This window comes from Enterococcus sp. DIV1368f (assembly GCF_051712245.1).
Classification (GTDB): Bacteria; Bacillota; Bacilli; order Lactobacillales; family Enterococcaceae; genus Enterococcus; species Enterococcus faecalis.
Window position 1 is genome coordinate 126,778 of sequence record NZ_JBIOON010000001.1, and the last position, 16,267, is coordinate 143,044.

At 38.6% G+C, this 16,267-nt stretch carries 15 protein-coding genes; 12 read left to right on the top strand and 3 right to left on the bottom strand.

All coding sequences use genetic code 11. The features are described from left to right. Positions 1-34 precede the first annotated feature (34 nt). From IGL07_RS00630 to IGL07_RS00645, 4 genes are all read left to right on the top strand, one after another. Positions 35-274: a hypothetical protein gene (locus IGL07_RS00630; RefSeq protein ID WP_002356115.1), complete on the top strand. Its 240-nt coding sequence runs from the start codon at positions 35-37 to the stop codon at positions 272-274. Then, the gene (locus IGL07_RS00635) at positions 271-3,321 is read left to right on the top strand and encodes a glycosyl hydrolase family 28-related protein (protein WP_173958999.1); all 3,051 of its coding nucleotides are present in this window, start codon (positions 271-273) and stop codon (positions 3,319-3,321) included. The genes IGL07_RS00630 and IGL07_RS00635 overlap by 4 nt, the downstream gene beginning before the upstream one ends. A 176-nt stretch (positions 3,322-3,497) precedes the next feature. Further along, positions 3,498-4,259: a formate/nitrite transporter family protein gene (locus tag IGL07_RS00640; RefSeq protein ID WP_002389593.1), complete on the top strand. Its 762-nt coding sequence runs from the start codon at positions 3,498-3,500 to the stop codon at positions 4,257-4,259. 152 nt (positions 4,260-4,411) lie between these two features. Continuing rightward, positions 4,412-5,197, top strand: coding sequence for a hypothetical protein (locus tag IGL07_RS00645; protein WP_010816954.1), 786 nt, complete (start codon positions 4,412-4,414; stop codon positions 5,195-5,197). Between the two features lie 58 nt (positions 5,198-5,255). On the opposite strand, the gene IGL07_RS00650 is transcribed toward IGL07_RS00645, so the two are convergent. Then, positions 5,256-5,876 carry a helix-turn-helix transcriptional regulator gene (locus IGL07_RS00650; RefSeq protein ID WP_002383467.1) on the bottom strand — a complete coding sequence of 207 codons (621 nt, stop codon included), beginning with the start codon at positions 5,874-5,876 and terminating at the stop codon, positions 5,256-5,258. A 316-nt stretch (positions 5,877-6,192) separates the two neighbouring features. Between IGL07_RS00650 and IGL07_RS00655 the strand changes: the two genes are divergently transcribed. From IGL07_RS00655 to serS, 4 genes are read left to right on the top strand one after another with little or no spacing between them, the layout of a single operon-like run. Next, complete coding sequence (locus IGL07_RS00655; protein ID WP_010816955.1) at positions 6,193-7,299, top strand: PTS sugar transporter subunit IIC; 1,107 nt, start codon at positions 6,193-6,195, stop codon at positions 7,297-7,299. Next, on the top strand, positions 7,286-7,981 hold the full coding sequence (gene sdaAB, locus IGL07_RS00660) for an L-serine ammonia-lyase, iron-sulfur-dependent subunit beta (protein WP_025189275.1): 696 nt from the start codon (positions 7,286-7,288) through the stop codon (positions 7,979-7,981). Before IGL07_RS00655 ends, sdaAB begins: the two co-directional genes overlap by 14 nt. A 14-nt stretch (positions 7,982-7,995) precedes the next feature. Continuing rightward, positions 7,996-8,889 (top strand): L-serine ammonia-lyase, iron-sulfur-dependent, subunit alpha, encoded by an 894-nt coding sequence (gene sdaAA / locus IGL07_RS00665; protein ID WP_002356122.1) that lies wholly within the window; start codon positions 7,996-7,998, stop codon positions 8,887-8,889. A gap of 26 nt (positions 8,890-8,915) precedes the next feature. Continuing rightward, positions 8,916-10,187 carry a serine--tRNA ligase gene (gene serS / locus IGL07_RS00670; RefSeq protein WP_002356123.1) on the top strand — a complete coding sequence of 424 codons (1,272 nt, stop codon included), beginning with the start codon at positions 8,916-8,918 and terminating at the stop codon, positions 10,185-10,187. A gap of 176 nt (positions 10,188-10,363) precedes the next feature. On the opposite strand, the gene IGL07_RS00675 is transcribed toward serS, so the two are convergent. Together IGL07_RS00675 and IGL07_RS00680 are read right to left on the bottom strand one after the other, a co-directional pair. Beyond that, complete coding sequence (locus IGL07_RS00675; protein ID WP_016614437.1) at positions 10,364-11,314, bottom strand: alpha/beta hydrolase; 951 nt, start codon at positions 11,312-11,314, stop codon at positions 10,364-10,366. Between the two features lie 130 nt (positions 11,315-11,444). Then, positions 11,445-11,924: an arginine repressor gene (locus tag IGL07_RS00680; RefSeq protein WP_002356125.1), complete on the bottom strand. Its 480-nt coding sequence runs from the start codon at positions 11,922-11,924 to the stop codon at positions 11,445-11,447. A gap of 218 nt (positions 11,925-12,142) precedes the next feature. Here IGL07_RS00680 and IGL07_RS00685 point away from each other — a divergent pair, with 218 nt between their 5' ends. The 4 genes from IGL07_RS00685 (at position 12,143) to arcC (ending at position 16,265) form a co-directional block, all read left to right on the top strand. Then, on the top strand, positions 12,143-12,655 hold the full coding sequence (locus IGL07_RS00685; protein WP_025189452.1) for an arginine repressor: 513 nt from the start codon (positions 12,143-12,145) through the stop codon (positions 12,653-12,655). A 296-nt stretch (positions 12,656-12,951) separates the two neighbouring features. Then, complete coding sequence (arcA, locus tag IGL07_RS00690; RefSeq protein ID WP_002356129.1) at positions 12,952-14,178, top strand: arginine deiminase; 1,227 nt, start codon at positions 12,952-12,954, stop codon at positions 14,176-14,178. A gap of 26 nt (positions 14,179-14,204) precedes the next feature. Then, a complete protein-coding gene (gene argF / locus IGL07_RS00695) occupies positions 14,205-15,227 on the top strand; it encodes an ornithine carbamoyltransferase (RefSeq protein WP_160747730.1) in 1,023 nt (340 codons plus the stop codon). 105 nt (positions 15,228-15,332) lie between these two features. Beyond that, complete coding sequence (arcC, locus tag IGL07_RS00700; RefSeq protein ID WP_010816957.1) at positions 15,333-16,265, top strand: carbamate kinase; 933 nt, start codon at positions 15,333-15,335, stop codon at positions 16,263-16,265. The last annotated feature ends 2 nt before the right edge of the window (positions 16,266-16,267 follow it).

Sequence of the window (16,267 nt, forward strand, 5' to 3'; positions counted from 1 at the left end):
AATAGAAAGAGCAAGGGAAGGAAGGCGGGATAAGATGAAAAAACGGATGGAACAAATTGAAGAAATCTTAAGTTGTGAAGAAAATAGTGCCGGTGTTCGCTTAAAGGAATTGGTTGAAGCTTTAGAATTGGAAGTCACAAATCAAAACTTGTTAAAGGTAACAAGTATCTTACATATGAATCCAAAATTCAAAAAAATTTATGCATACGAAGACAGTCGTGTTATTACGCTGTATCAACTTTTACAAAATAAGCCGTTGGAAGTAACGGAATGAAAAGAGGGAAACACATGAAGAAAACAATGCTCATTCTTCTATTTGGTTTATTGACAGTGGTTGGTCTGCCAATGGTGACCGAAGCGGTTGAACCAGTTAACGCAACAGATACAACGATTTTTGGTGCGCAAGCGATGGTGCCTAATAGCACAGAGGATCAAACAGATAAGTTACAGACGTTGCTGAGTCAGACAGCAAAGGAAGGACGGGCATTATTTTTACCACAGGGAAGTTATGCTCTGTCAAAAGATATTGCGATTTCTTCAAATTATCAATTAATTGGCGATACAACAGGAGCCACTATTTTACATAATGCTACAGGTGCACCGCTTCAGCTAACAGACACAACGTACGGGACGAAAACCAATGTACGACTTCAAAATATTGCTTTTGACGGCATCAATGTGACCTTAAAATTGACGAATCAATTAACGCTAGCAAACAATATCTTTTATAATCCATTAAAAGGATTCGTGGTCAATTTAAATGCAGATATTGGCGTTAAAATTTCAGGTAATATTTTCATGCGAGACACGGCACATATGCAATCGGGAGGTGATTTTAACCGAGCGATTTACATTGGTGGTTATTCAACGCCAAGTCGCTTCCAGTATATGTCAGATGTAGACATCGTGGACAATCTATTTGGTTTAAAAGTGACAGAATTAGATGCGATTAAAAGTACCAGTCGTTCAGACTTAGCAGCGACTATTACACGTTTGCAAACAGCCATTGAAGCCGGTGCTATTTCAGTACCTAATGAACAAAATTATCTATCCACCGGGGTTAATTCTTTTAATATGCTGAAGGATGTAACTGTCCAACATAATTTTTTCTATTCACCCTATGATAATGAAAACTTGAATGGTCTAGTGGGAGATCATGCAATTTATTTCCGTGGCGCCCAAAACATCACGGTAGTAGGGAATCATTTACGCGGACTACAAAATGGTCCAGCTGGCGGATTTAAGTTTAAATCAGGCCGTAATATTACGATTATGAATAATTATTTGCGAAATACAGGTCTCATTATGTATGGAACACCAGAGATCGGTTTGGCAGAAACGCAAGCAGAGGGGGCTATTTCAGAACTCTCTAACTGGTTAGTGGCTAATAACATTTTTGATTGGAAGTATTGGGACAATCAATATGCAATTGGGATGGAATACAATCGACATACAGGAAATAACAATGTGTTCAATGGCGTATTTATCAACAATCAGTTTGTTAACTACCATAATATTCCGCAAAATCGACGTCGGGAATTGTTAATCGCTAGTGGCGGTGGGTTCCGACCAGAAACGAGTTTTGTGAAAGACAATACTCGAGATGATGGCCTTAAAAACGGCCAATTATTGGTAGAAAATTGGACAGAGGCGGACTATCGCTTAATGCCAGCAACATGGGAATCATTAATTTCACCAACGCTTTATGAGCAATATAAAAATACGCCAATTCCGGTTAGAAATACTTTAGCAACCCCTGTGACTACAACGATTGTGCAAGGACAATCGATCGATCCGCAGCAACTGGTTGCTAATACAAATGACGCGGATGAAGCAGTCCCAACTGCTAAAATCGTCAATCCAGAGGTCTTAAATGAAATCGGCCAACAAAAAGTGACTGTTCAATTAACTTATGAAACAGGTTCATTGGTAACAGTGAACGTACCGGTGACGGTAGAGGCCCCGGCAAAAAAGCTTGATTTGTCCCAACTACAAACCGTTTATGCTTCGATTGGTGAAGCAAACCAATATACGGTTTACTCTTGGCAGTTATTCACTGCCATTGGGCCTAAAACGATTGTTCCTTCCTATTATCAGCAGGCGACACAATTGTTAGCAGAAGGTCAGGAGAGTGGGGACAAAACCCAAGAACAAGTGGATCAGTTAACAGCTAATTTGCAATCTGCAATGAAAGTATTAGTCAAAAAAGCCGATATCACGCTAGAGCGTGCAGAAGCAGAAACTAAACTGGCAATCGTCCATAAATTAGACGAATCTGTATATACCACAGACTCTTGGCAAGCCATGCAAGAAGCCTTAATAGATACAACAACTGGCGAAGAAAGTCCTAAACAGTTAAAAAAATTGCTTGCTTGGTCAGATGAAGAATTATTGGAGCCAACACTTGGTGACTTTAAAACGCCTGCAGATGCACAAAAGCGTATTAATCAATTAACACAAACCATAAAAACGGCGTTACTTCTGTTAGTTGAAAAATCAACAGAGACAACTAGTAACACAAGCGAAAGCAGCACCTCAAGCACAACCAGTGAAACCAGTAATACCAGCGAAAGCAGCACGCCAAGCACAACCAGTGAAACCAGTAATACCAGTGAAAGCAGCACGCCAAGCACGACAAATGAAAGCAGTAGTACCAGCGAAAGCAGCATGCCAAGTACAACCAGTGAAAGCAGTAGTACCAGCGAAAGCAGCACCTCAAGAACAACCAGCGAAACCAGTAATACCAGCGAAAGCAGCACCTCAAGCACGACAAGTGAAAGCAGTAGTACCAGCGAAAGCAGCACGCCAAGCACAACCAGCGAAACCAGTAGTACCAGCGAAAGTAGTACCTCAAGTACGACAAGTGAAACAAGCAATACAAATGAAAGCAACACACCAAGTACAACCAGTAAAACAAGTAGTACCAGCGAAAGTAGTGCTTCAAGTACGACCAGCGCAACCAACGGTACAAGTGAGAGTAGCACCCCAAGCACTGTAAACGAAAGCAGCCAAAACAAAGGCCAGAATTCTGTCATTTACGCGGAAGAGTCGAATCAAGATCCTAATGACGCTCAAAGTAATTCAAAGCCCTCTGCCAAGGCTAGTCAAAAAAAGGAATCTGCAGCAGAAAACCAAACAACTAGACAGATGCAGACGAATCAAGAATCGTCAGGAACAGTTAAAAAAGCGGATAATACGACCAAAATTGCCAAGAAAAAATTCCCCAAAACAGGGGAACAATCTTCAGCAGTTGGGAGCTTCCTAGGCCTGAGCTTTTTATCGTTAGCCATAGCAACCTATTGTTTTAAAGTGAAAAGATAACTCTTTAAAAACGGATAAGTAAACATCCTGAAACAAGAAATAGGACTTGTTTCAGGATGTTTTCATATAAAATTAAAAGAACTACAGTTTTTAGTGAAAAAATACACAAAAGTACTTGAATTTCTGTGATATAAGGGTAAAGTAAAGGAGGACAAAAAACAAAGGAAGTGAAATGTTTGTATACACCAGATGAAATTTTAAGTATCAGTATTGAAAATGGTCAGAAAAAAATTCAAAAGCCTTTGGTAGCAAAACTCATTTTAGGATTTATCGGCGGGGCTATGATTTCCCTCGGCTATTTGGCTTATGTGCGTGTTTCCGCCTCTATTCCAGCAGATTTAGCCAGTGTTCAAGCTTTAGTGGGAGCTGCGGTTTTCCCAATTGGTCTAATTGTTATTTTAATGGCTGGTGGTGAGTTAATCACAGGAAACATGATGGCGGTGAGTACGGCTTGGTTTGCTAAAAAGGTTTCTTTCAGAGAATTGCTCGTGAACTGGGTCACAATTACATTGGCAAATATGGTTGGCGCCCTATTTGTTGCCTATTTTTTTGGCCATTATTTAGGTTTAACCAGTAGCGGCGCCTATTTAAATCAGGTTCTTTCTCTTGCAGAACATAAAGTTGCAGCAACTTGGCTTCAAGCAATTATTTCAGGTATTGGCTGTAACTGGTTCGTAGGGCTGGCCTTATGGCTTTGTTATGGTGCGAAAGATGCAGCGGGGAAACTGTTAGGCATCTGGTTTCCAGTAATGATTTTTGTTGCAATTGGCTTTCAGCATAGTGTGGCGAATGCATTCATCATTCCAGCCGCAATTTTTGAAGGCGGCGTTCAGTGGGGAGACTTTTTCCGTAATTTTATTTTTGTTTATTTAGGTAATATCATTGGTGGTGCCATTTTTGTTTCTGGCTTTTACTATTTAAGCTATCGCAAACATTAAATCCAATTAGCAGATAAAAACCTATACAAAGGCTAAATGCCTTTGTGCAGTTTTTTTTTAAAATAAAAAGGAAAACGGTTGAAAAATTATTGCTAGATTTTTAAAACAATGTTACATTAATGTTACAAAAAGATTTCTGGAGGTAACGAAAAATGAAAAAAATTGCTTTGTTCAGTATGTTAACGTTCAGTGTATTGTCTTTAAGTTTAGTAGGATGTGGAAACAAAAAAACAGCAAGCACAAATGATTCTAAGCCAAAGCAAGAAACAAAGAAAGCCACGCAGAAATCCTCTAGCCAACAAGAAATGAAAAGTAGTCATTCGTCTGTCACGGGTCAAAATTCTAATGTGACAGGGGAAAATCCGTCAGAAAATGCCACGCAGCCTTCTGCAGGAACTGATGAAACGAATGAAGTCCCTCAAAACCAAGCACCTGATACAAACATTACAATTACCAATGTTGTTTTCAATCCTGAAAGAAATGAAATTAATGGTACTACATTACCTAATGCAACCATTACAGCAACGGTAGTCGGTGATGCTTCTGCACAAGCAGGTGTTTTTTATGCGGATGCCAATGGCAATTTTACAGTAATTAGTCCCAGAGCGGGAGCGACTACTCAATTAATCGCAACCGTTGATCAACAGAATAGTGCACCTGTCCAAATTGATATTCCAAGTTCAGGACAAGAAGCAGCGCTTTCTTTTAGCAATATTACGATTGATCCGAAACAAGGGACAATTTCTGGTAAAACAGCACCGAATGCAACTATTTTAGTGTCACGTGCAGATGATGCGCGGGTGATTTTAGCAAGTTTTACTGCGGATGCCCAAGGGAATTTCACAGCCAGTAATTTAGTTCCCGGCACAAAAAATCGCTTAGATGTTACGTTAAATGGAGAAATAGGGACACCTTACTTGTTTGATTTACCAAATTAAAATAGAAGAGAAGTGATTAAAGCCACCAACGCTAGTTAGCGTTGGTGGCTTTGATGTTTTAAGCTTCTTCTTTTTTATGATTGCGGATATGTAAATAGATGGTATTTTTTGAAATACCTAATCGATCGGCAATCTTTATGACAGAATCTTTGAGATTAAAAATTCCTTGATCATATAAACGAATAACAATTTCTTTATTTTGATTCAAATGTGATACATTTGGATCGCTTTCTACTGCTTGTTTTACTTTTGTCAGTGAAGTAGTGATTAATTCGTCAATATTGTCAGAAAAATGTTCAGAATTTTTAAGCTCTTGGGACATATCATTTTGTTGTCCTGAAGGTAATAAGTCTTGCAAGTAATCAATTAATGGCATTTCTAAATGCATATTGATACAGATCAATCCAATAATACGATCATTTTCACCGATAACTGGAATGGTGGAAGATTTTAAAATAACCCCTTTTTGATTTTTATTGTAGTAGGGTTTCACAGCGTAATCATGTTCCGACTCTACTTGACTTAACATTTTTAACGCCATATCAGTAATGGGGGCACCTTCCTTGCGGTTACTGAAATGGCCATTGATGACTTTGATAGCTGAACTTTCCAAATTTTCTAAACTATGAAGAATGACTTCATGGGTACTACCAAAGAAGTTCCCTAATCCATCAAGCATTAAGGCATGTGAATGTAAGATTTGTTTATCTACTTCACTTAAACGTAAATATGACTCCAAGTGATATCCTCCCCTACACTGAAATTAATTTTAGTGTAATACTTTTTTAATGGAAAAGCAATAAGATTCTTTACGTTAAAAAAATACATTGACTAAACTTTTGTTTAGTCGTATACTCTGAATGTGGAATGAAATTTTTATTACTCATTGTACTTTAGTTCATCGGAATGCTCGCTCATTCTTTCACTTGTTGAGCAATAAAAATTTTATTCAGAAGTACCATCCGTTATAAAAAAATATAGTTGGAGGCAAAAAAATGAAAACGTTATCAGGAATCTTGATGTTAGTCTTAGTTTTATGTGGCATGTCCCTATTCTCTTTTAAAGCACCGCGAGGGAAAAAATCTTTAAGTGCTTTGTCTGGTGCAGCTTGTGCCACCTTTCTACCAGAGGCATTTTTGCGGTATGCAGTAGGCGGCGTTTTTCATTTAGATTATGTGTCGCAAATTGGTGAAACTATGGGTAGTCTAGGTGGTTTAGCAGCTGGAGCTCTTGTGCCGCTGGCTTTCGGGATTAGTCCAGTTTTTTCAATTATTTTAGGTCTGTCATTGATTAAAGTCAGCTTGTTACCAGCTTTTATTACCGCGTATCTTTTATCTTTTATTGTTGAGCAGATGCAAAAACGTATTCCAGAAGGGATTGACTTATTAGTCGTTATTTTAGTCATTCCAGTCGCTGCTTCGTTAGTTGCTGGTTTTATTCAACCCGTTGTATTAGGTGTCCTAGAAGTTATTGGGGGCACGATTTTAAGTGCAGTAGATGGCAATCCATATGTGATGGGCGCAATTTTAGGTGCTATTATCCCGATTGTTGGTATGACACCGTTAAGTTCAATGGTTTTAACTGCCTTGATTGGTTTGACTGGTGTACCAATGGCTGTCGGTGCGTTGACTTGTTACGGCAGTTCCATTGTCAATGCGGCGCTATTTAAAAAGTTAAAACTAGGCACAGCTTCAACCCCGTTAGCTGTGGCAATTGAGCCATTAACACAAGTCGATATCATCAGCTCCAATCCAATACCTATTTACGCAACGAATTTATTTTCAGGAATGGTTAGTGGTATTGTAGTGACTTTCTTTGGCTTAAAAGTACCTGTGACAGGAATGGCAACGCCGTGGGCTGGTTTACTTGTGACATTAGGTAACAATGCCATTCAAACGACTTTACTAGCAGTAGCGATTATCACAGTGGTCAGTCTGATGTTTGGATTTTTAGGTGCGCTGGTCTTTAAACGTTACAGAATTGAAGCGGTGGATAATACACCAGAATTTGAAGGAACGACGGAAGTAACCAGTGAAAAAGAAAAAGAAGCAGTAAAAACCAAAGGAGGAGTTACGTATGAACACAGCTATGGCCATCAATAAACCTAAAAAAGTGAACAAAGTAATGAACTACAAAAGTTGTTTTGACATTATTGGTCCTATTATGATTGGTCCTTCTAGTTCGCATACAGCTGGGGCCTTAGCAATTGGCTTAGCGGCAAGAAAGTTATTCGGCGGAACGCCAGAAAAAATTGTGATTAAATACTATGAATCTTTTGCAGACACGCATAAAGGACATGGAACTGATTTTGCAATTATTGGCGGAATTCTTGGACTAGCAGCAGATGATGCCAACGTAACACAATCCATTGAACTTGCGGAAGAACAAGGAATCGAGATTCAATTTTTAGAAATGAGTGAAGAAAGTCCAGTGAAGCATGCTAATACAGCATGTGTGACACTCAGTGATGCAGCGCACGAAATTCATTTAACAGGAATTTCTGTAGGTGGCGGCACTATCGAGGTGAAATACATTGAATTAGATGGTTTCAATGTTCAACTACATGGTCCTTTACCTATTTTGTTAGTCATTAATCAAGACGAGCAGGCGATGCAAGCTTTTAAAGATACGTTACAAAAAAATAATATTCAAGTGAATGCGGTGTCTCGTTATGTGGAAGGGAATCAAATTTTATTCATCTTTGACTTAGATTCGGCACCAATTTCCTCGGTGAAAGAACAACTGTTTTCACTAGATGACACATCGAAAATAATCTTATTATGATAGGAGTTTGACATATGTACCTTTCGATTGAAGAATTTATCGATAAAGCTGAAAAAACAGGAAAAAAAATCTCTGATTTGATGATTGAGCAAGAAATGGAGCGTAGCCAAAAAAGCTATGAAGAAATTTGGACACAGATGGGTCAAAATTTGGATGTCATGGATGCTGCTGTCAAACGCTCGCAAGAAGGAGCAGGCGTTTTTTCTCCTACTGGGTTAACGGGCGGTGATGCGGCTCGTTTAAAAAAATACCGCGCAGCTGGCAAAACGTTATCAGGTGATTTAATGATGTCTGCAGTTCAAGCCGCACTAGGTACTAATGAAGTCAATGCAGCAATGGGCGTCGTTTGCGCAACGCCAACCGCTGGTGCAAGTGGCACCTTACCAGGGGTTTTAACAGCGATTAAAAATACCTTGAATTTAACGCGTGATCAACAAATTCGTTTCTTATTTACCAGTTCTTTATTTGGGATGGTCACAGCCAACAATGCGATGATTGCTGGTGCTGTTGGTGGATGTCAAGCCGAAGTAGGCAGTGCTTCAGCGATGGCCGCCGCTGCAGCTGTTGAAGCGGCTGGCGGAACACCACGCCAATCTTCTGAAGCTTTTGCCATGGCTTTAGGGAATTTATTAGGTTTAGTTTGTGACCCAGTGGCTGGGTTAGTCGAAATTCCTTGTGTCAAACGAAATACAGTAGGTGCAGGCAATGCGTTAATCGCTGCAGATATGGCTTTAGCTGGAATTGTAAATAAAATACCAGCAGATGAAGTGGTGGAAGCCATGAATAAAGTCGGCCGTCAATTACCACGAGAATTGAGAGAAACGGGTTTAGGTGGCTTAGCTGGCACAGCGACTGGCCAACGAATGAAGAATGAAATTTTTGAAAAAGTAAAATTCACCATTGTTTAAAATTTAATCATGAAGAGGGAAATAAGATGCTGGATATGAAAAAAATTCGCCAAAATGTAGAAGTAGTGCAGAAAAAGTTAAAAACACGTGGTGTGGACGAGGAAGTTTTATTACGCTTTTTGGCTTTAGATGAAGAACGAAGAGCGTTACTTGTTAAAGTTGAAGAACTGAAAAAACACCGTAATCAGGTATCAGGAGAAATTGCACAATTAAAGCGTGCACAAAAAGATGCTTCACAACAGTTGCTAAATATGCAAGAAGTTAGCGAGCAAATTAAAGTTTTAGACCAAGAAGTTGTTCATTTGCAAGAACAATGCACAGCAATTGCAGAACGTCTGCCTAACTTACCTCATGAGAGCGTGCCTGTTGGCGCAGACGAAGCCGCCAACGTAGAAGTTCGGCGGTGGAGTACGCCGAAAACTTTTTCATTTGAACCGAAACCACATTGGGAAATCGGTGAAGCCTTAGGAATTTTAGATTTTGAAAGAGGCGCGAAAGTATCTGGTAGCCGTTTTCTTTATTACAAAGGCTTAGGGGCTCGTTTAGAACGAGCGGTCTATAATTTTATGTTAGATCAACATGTTAATGAACATGGTTATACCGAGGTGATTCCTCCTTATTTGGTCAATAGCAAAGCAATGTTTGGCACCGGTCAGTTTCCTAAGTTCAAAGAAGATGTCTTCCAAGTTGCAGAAAGTGATTTGACGCTGATCCCCACAGCGGAAGTCCCGTTAACTAACTACTATAATAATGAAATTTTAGATGCGCAAGAGTTACCGATTTATTTTACTGCTTTAAGTCCTTCTTTTCGCTCGGAAGCGGGTAGTGCAGGTCGTGATACCCGAGGATTAATTCGTTTACACCAGTTCCATAAAGTAGAAATGGTTAAATTTAGTGATGCAGAACACTCCTATGAAGAATTAGAAAAAATGACCAACAATGCTGGAGACATTTTAGAAAAATTGGGCCTCCCTTATCGAGTGATTACTCTTTCGACAGGTGACATGGGCTTCTCGGCAGCGAAAACCTATGATTTAGAAGTTTGGATTCCGGCACAGAAAACGTATCGAGAAATTAGTTCTTGTTCAAACTGTGAAGACTTCCAAGCACGTCGGGCGTTGATTCGTTATCGTGATAAAACAGGTCATGTTCAATATGCCCATACTCTTAATGGGTCAGGACTTGCTGTTGGTCGAACAGTGGCGGCCATTTTGGAAAATTATCAAAATGAAGATGGCACCGTAACGATTCCAGAAGTTCTACGTCCTTATATGGGCGGTTTAACGAAAATAGATTAAAAAGAGGTCGGGATAGAAGTGTTTAACTCCGAGAAATAAGAAGGAATTTCCGAAAATTGTTCTATGATTTTTGGATAATTTCGGCTTATTTCCGAATGAGTTGCTTCTATTCCCGCCGTTTATCAGTTTTTGAGCGTGGAGCAAAAATCCAAAGTGATTTTTGTCCCACGCTCTTTTTAATTCGTTAAATCCGTTAACCAATGCCCAATTTCTTGAAAAACTGTTGCTTTTTCCGTTTCTAATAAAATTTCATGACGCAATGTGGGAAATAGTCGTAACGTCACGTGTTGAAAACCTGCATGCTTTAATTGCTTTTGAATTTTCGCTGGCCCCTTGCTGAAATCACCAACTGGGTCTTCAGCGCCACTAATGATTAAAATAGGCAATTCTTTTGGGATCGCTTGGTACCAATTCCTTTGATTGGCTCGTTTAACAAGTGAAAAAAGGGTAGCAAAACCATTATTGGTAAATACGAAGCCCATTAATGGGTCATTTTCATAGTCAGCCACATTGGCTTGATTTTTAGAAAGCCAATTAAAGGAACTTGCTTCAGGAAATTTTTTGCTAAAAGAACCAAATGCCAGCTTATCAATGAACGGAGCTGGTTTTTTCGGCTGTTTCTCGGCCATTTTTTTAATAAAAGGCAATGCGGCGGTTAAAGGTAACGGACTTGTTCCAGTGCCCATGAAAATGACTCCTTGCATAGTCACAGGATAGTCTTGCAGATAGTTGCGCAAGGCGAAAGACCCCATGCTGTGACCCATCATAAAATAGGGCAATTGTGGATAGTGATTCATAGCCCATTGTTTCACTTGATGAATATCTGTAACGACATTTTCAGGCCCTTGTTCTCCAAAAAAACCATAGATCGGTGCGCTTGGTTGTACAGATTCGCCATGACCTAGATGATCATGACCAATTACGGCAAACCCTAATTGATTTAAAAAACGAGCAAATTCATCATAACGTTGGATATGCTCTGCCATGCCGTGAATCAATTGAACTACGGCTTTGGGTGAAGGACAGGGCCAATGACGTACATTGAGCTGAGTTTGTTGATCGTTTGAAGTGAGTATGAATTGTTCAGTCATAAGAAACCCTTTCTTTGCTTTTTGATTATTATACAAAAAAAAGACGGTGTTCAAAAGAAAAACTCATGAGAAAACGCCTCAGCTTTCACTGAGACGCCTTTTTTTATTTATCTTTAATAAAAATAGCAATGATGTCAAAAAATAGTCGATTTTACTAAGTGACGAATTATGGGTGGTACAAATACTGCTGGAAATAGTTGTTAACTTCAAGGGCATCTTCTTTATTTTTTGAAAGAATTAAGATGGTATCATCCCCAGCGATGCAGCCCAAGATATGAGGGTTGTGGATACGTATGCGATCAATTAAAACCCCAATGGCTTGCCCGTTGCCAGGTAAGACGGTTAAAAGATTTGTGAACTCTATTTGTGTTAAAGAAACACCAGTTTCAATAATAATGTCAACAAGACGTTCTTCATCTGTTTTATATTTTGGACGAAGGGCAGAATTATTCAAGATACGATAATAGGCTTCTCCTTGACCATTGTCTACTTTGTTTAAATTCAGCTCACGAATGTCACGAGAAATAGTTGCTTGTGTGGTGTGAATATTTTCTTTTTCCAATAATGCTAGTAATTCACTTTGTGTATGGATTTCATTTTCTGTGACCAATCGCTTAATCATCGTTTGGCGTTTTAATCGGTTCATTACTTTCCTCCAGTTCAGTTAATCATGCAAAAAAACATCATTGCTGTTATTTAAAACGGTGCCAGTAATTCCCTAAAATCACTGTACAACGTTTTACTAAATTGTGCAAGTCTCACTTTTTTAAATGCGAAATATCCGACAAAATCAATGAGAACCTTTTAGCTAAACGACCCTTTTTCTATTCTAATAAGAGAGATTCTGCTAGTATTGCTTTGTAAATGTCTGGAGGAAGGGTGTTATTTGTGAATAAGCAAACACGCCAAAGTTTGATTAAAGAAATCATTCAAACAACTGTAATTCATAGTCAAAATGAGTTGTTAAGAGAATTAAAAAAGCGCGAGATAAATGTCGCACAAGCAACGATTTCAAGGGATTTATGGGAATTAAAAGTCGTCAAAGCATTAGATGAGTCTGGCGAGATGCGGTTAACGATTTTTGAACAATTCACTTCTTTAGAAGAACGAAAAAAAGAACAGTTGATACAAGCAATTCGTGAGGTAGTGACCAAAGTTGAACGTGTCGCCTTTTTACTAGTGGTTCATACATTACCAGACAACGCAACATTGTTTTCAGCTGTACTTGATGAAGTGTCTTTGTGTGAAAAGAAATGTTCTGTCGCTGGCTTCGACACTGTTATTATTGTTTCATCATCCGAGGAAAAAGCACAAGAACTAGAGCAGTATTTTCAACAATTTATTCAGCCAACACTTTTGTCAAAAAGTAACGCATAAAAGTAAGGGAACCAGAAGTAGTTTTGACTTCTGGCTCCCTTACTTTTACCTCTATAAGATTATAACTTTATGAAATGCATGGAGAAATAATTTTTTTTGAATAAATGCATTTTTTTTTATTTAATTATGCATTATTTTTTTAGAATATCTATGAAAGCGCATTCTTTTAGGTTGAAAATATGCATAAGAAAGAATACCGTTGTATATTTGGTATTTTGTTTGGCAAATGGCTCACGTCCTAGGTTAATCAGGTCTGTTATTCTGTGTTTGTAATTAAGTTGAGGAGGTTATTTCACATGAGTCATCCAATTAATGTATTTTCTGAAATCGGGAAATTGAAAACAGTGATGTTACATCGTCCAGGTAAGGAATTAGAAAATTTAATGCCAGATTATCTGGAGAGATTGTTGTTTGATGATATTCCGTTTTTAGAAAAAGCACAAGCAGAACATGATGCATTTGCAGAGTTGTTACGATCAAAAGATATCGAAGTGGTCTATTTAGAGGACTTAGCTGCTGAAGCGTTGATTAATGAAGAGGTCCGCCGACAATTTATTGACCAATTCTTAGAAGAAGCCAATATTCGCAGCGAATCAGCAAAAGAAAAAGTTAGAGAGCTAATGTTAGAAATTGACGACAACGAAGAACTGATTCAAAAAGCGATTGCAGGCATTCAAAAACAAGAATTACCTAAATATGAGCAAGAATTTTTAACAGATATGGTTGAAGCGGATTATCCATTCATTATTGATCCAATGCCTAACTTATACTTCACGCGTGATAACTTTGCGACAATGGGGCACGGGATTTCTTTAAATCATATGTATTCAGTAACTCGACAACGGGAAACCATTTTTGGGCAATACATTTTTGATTATCATCCTCGTTTTGCTGGAAAAGAGGTTCCTAGAGTCTATGATCGTTCAGAATCAACCAGAATTGAAGGTGGCGATGAATTAATTCTTTCAAAAGAAGTAGTGGCCATTGGGATTTCTCAAAGAACGGATGCCGCGTCAATTGAAAAAATTGCGAGAAATATTTTTGAACAAAAATTAGGGTTCAAAAATATCTTGGCTTTTGATATCGGTGAACATCGTAAATTCATGCATTTAGATACCGTTTTTACCATGATTGACTATGATAAATTTACGATTCATCCAGAAATCGAAGGTGGTTTGGTTGTTTACTCGATCACTGAAAAAGCAGATGGAGACATCCAAATTACAAAAGAAAAAGATACATTAGATAACATTTTATGCAAATACTTGCATTTAGACAATGTTCAATTAATCCGTTGCGGTGCTGGAAATTTAACAGCAGCAGCCCGTGAACAATGGAACGACGGTTCAAATACATTAGCAATTGCCCCTGGGGAAGTTGTTGTTTACGATCGGAATACGATTACGAATAAAGCGCTAGAAGAAGCAGGCGTGAAATTGAATTACATTCCAGGAAGTGAACTAGTACGTGGCCGTGGTGGCCCTCGTTGTATGAGCATGCCACTTTACCGTGAAGATCTTTAAAAAAACACCCAAAAATAGGAGGAATCATCATGAATTCAGTATTTCAAGGACGTAGTTTATTAGCAGAAAAAGATTTTACAAGAGCAGAATTAGAGTATTTGGTAGACTTCAGTATTCACTTAAAAGAATTGAAGAAAAAAGGGATTCCACATCACTATTTAGAAGGAAAAAATATCGCTCTTTTATTTGAAAAAACTTCGACACGGACACGCTCTGCATTCACGACAGCAGCGATTGATTTAGGGGCACATCCTGAGTATTTAGGCGCCAACGATATTCAATTAGGTAAAAAAGAATCTGTTGAAGATACAGCGATTGTTTTAGGTAGTATGTTTGACGGGATTGAGTTCCGTGGGTTTAGTCAAGAAGTAGTGGAAGATTTAGCGAAATATTCTGGTGTTCCTGTTTGGAATGGTTTAACGGATCAATGGCATCCAACACAAATGATTGCGGACTTTATGACAGTGAAAGAAAACTTTGGTCGTTTAGAAGGAATCACTTTAGTATATGTCGGCGATGGCCGTAACAACATGGCAAACAGCTTGTTAGTGACAGGTGCTATTTTAGGCGTAAATGTTCGCATTTGTGCACCAAAAGAATTGTTCCCTTCTGATGAAGTCGTTAATTATGCAAAAGAATTTGCGAAAGAATCTGGTGCAGAATTAATGATTACAGACGACGTTGCTAAAGGTGTTAAAGGAGCCAACGTGTTATATACAGACGTTTGGGTGTCCATGGGTGAAGAAGATAAATTTGAAGAACGTGTCAATCTGTTGAAACCTTATCAAATTAATATGGCTATGTTAGAAAAAACCGAAAACATGGATGGCGATTTAATCGTATTACACTGTTTGCCAGCCTTTCATGATACGAAAACACAATACGGAGAAATGGTTGCTGAAAAATTCGGCATTACTGAAATGGAAATCACGGATGAAGTCTTCCGCAGTAAATATGGTCGTCAATTTGAAGAAGCAGAAAACAGAATGCATTCTATTAAAGCGATCATGGCAGCTACTTTAGGCAACTTATTCATTCCTCGTGTGTAGGAAGCAACTGAAAAAACATTGAAAAAAGAATAGTCGTTTCGCCCTTTAAGAGATTCTTTTGAAGGGCGGCCTATTCTTTATTATGATAGGAAAGAAGGATTTGTAATGGGGAAAAAAATGGTCGTTGCACTAGGCGGAAATGCCATCCTTTCAAATGATGCTAGCGCACACGCACAACAGCAAGCATTAGTTCAAACATCTGCCTATTTAGTTCATTTAATTAAACAAGGGCATCGGTTGATTGTTTCACATGGCAATGGTCCACAAGTCGGAAATCTATTATTGCAACAACAAGCAGCTGATTCTGAAAAAAATCCAGCAATGCCGCTAGATACGTGTGTTGCTATGACACAAGGAAGTATCGGCTACTGGTTGTCCAATGCGCTTAATCAAGAATTAAACAAAGCAGGAATCAAGAAACAAGTAGCTACTGTTTTAACACAGGTGGTCGTAGATCCAGCAGATGAGGCATTCAAAAATCCAACAAAACCGATCGGTCCATTTTTAACAGAAGCTGAGGCCAAAGAAGCAATACAAGCAGGTGCTATTTTTAAAGAAGATGCAGGGCGTGGCTGGCGCAAAGTCGTTCCAAGTCCTAAGCCAATTGACATCCACGAGGCTGAGACTATTAATACCTTAATAAAAAATGATATAATTACCATTTCATGTGGTGGTGGCGGCATCCCTGTCGTAGGACAAGAATTAAAAGGTGTCGAAGCAGTAATCGATAAAGATTTTGCTTCTGAAAAACTAGCAGAATTAGTGGATGCGGATGCACTAGTTATTTTAACTGGCGTGGATTATGTGTGCATTAATTATGGCAAACCAGATGAAAAACAATTAACCAATGTCACTGTAGCAGAGTTGGAAGAATACAAACAAGCGGGTCATTTTGCACCAGGTAGTATGTTACCGAAAATTGAAGCCGCTATTCAGTTTGTAGAAAGCCAGCCCAATAAACAAGCAATTATCACTTCTTTGGAAAACTTAGGAAGTATGAGCGGCGATGAAATCGTAGGAACGGTTGTGACAAAATAAAG

Coding starts and splice junctions, on each gene's coding strand:
- IGL07_RS00645 (WP_010816954.1), top strand. CDS start 4,412: ATGAAAAAAATTGCTTTGTTCAGTATGTTAACGTTCAGTGTATTGTCT.
- IGL07_RS00635 (WP_173958999.1), top strand. CDS start 271: ATGAAAAGAGGGAAACACATGAAGAAAACAATGCTCATTCTTCTATTT.
- arcC (WP_010816957.1), top strand. CDS start 15,333: ATGGGGAAAAAAATGGTCGTTGCACTAGGCGGAAATGCCATCCTTTCA.
- serS (WP_002356123.1), top strand. CDS start 8,916: ATGCTGGATATGAAAAAAATTCGCCAAAATGTAGAAGTAGTGCAGAAA.
- sdaAA (WP_002356122.1), top strand. CDS start 7,996: ATGTACCTTTCGATTGAAGAATTTATCGATAAAGCTGAAAAAACAGGA.
- sdaAB (WP_025189275.1), top strand. CDS start 7,286: ATGGCCATCAATAAACCTAAAAAAGTGAACAAAGTAATGAACTACAAA.
- IGL07_RS00685 (WP_025189452.1), top strand. CDS start 12,143: ATGTCTGGAGGAAGGGTGTTATTTGTGAATAAGCAAACACGCCAAAGT.
- IGL07_RS00630 (WP_002356115.1), top strand. CDS start 35: ATGAAAAAACGGATGGAACAAATTGAAGAAATCTTAAGTTGTGAAGAA.
- IGL07_RS00655 (WP_010816955.1), top strand. CDS start 6,193: ATGAAAACGTTATCAGGAATCTTGATGTTAGTCTTAGTTTTATGTGGC.
- IGL07_RS00680 (WP_002356125.1), bottom strand. CDS start 11,924: ATGAACCGATTAAAACGCCAAACGATGATTAAGCGATTGGTCACAGAA.
- arcA (WP_002356129.1), top strand. CDS start 12,952: ATGAGTCATCCAATTAATGTATTTTCTGAAATCGGGAAATTGAAAACA.
- IGL07_RS00650 (WP_002383467.1), bottom strand. CDS start 5,876: ATGCTTGATGGATTAGGGAACTTCTTTGGTAGTACCCATGAAGTCATT.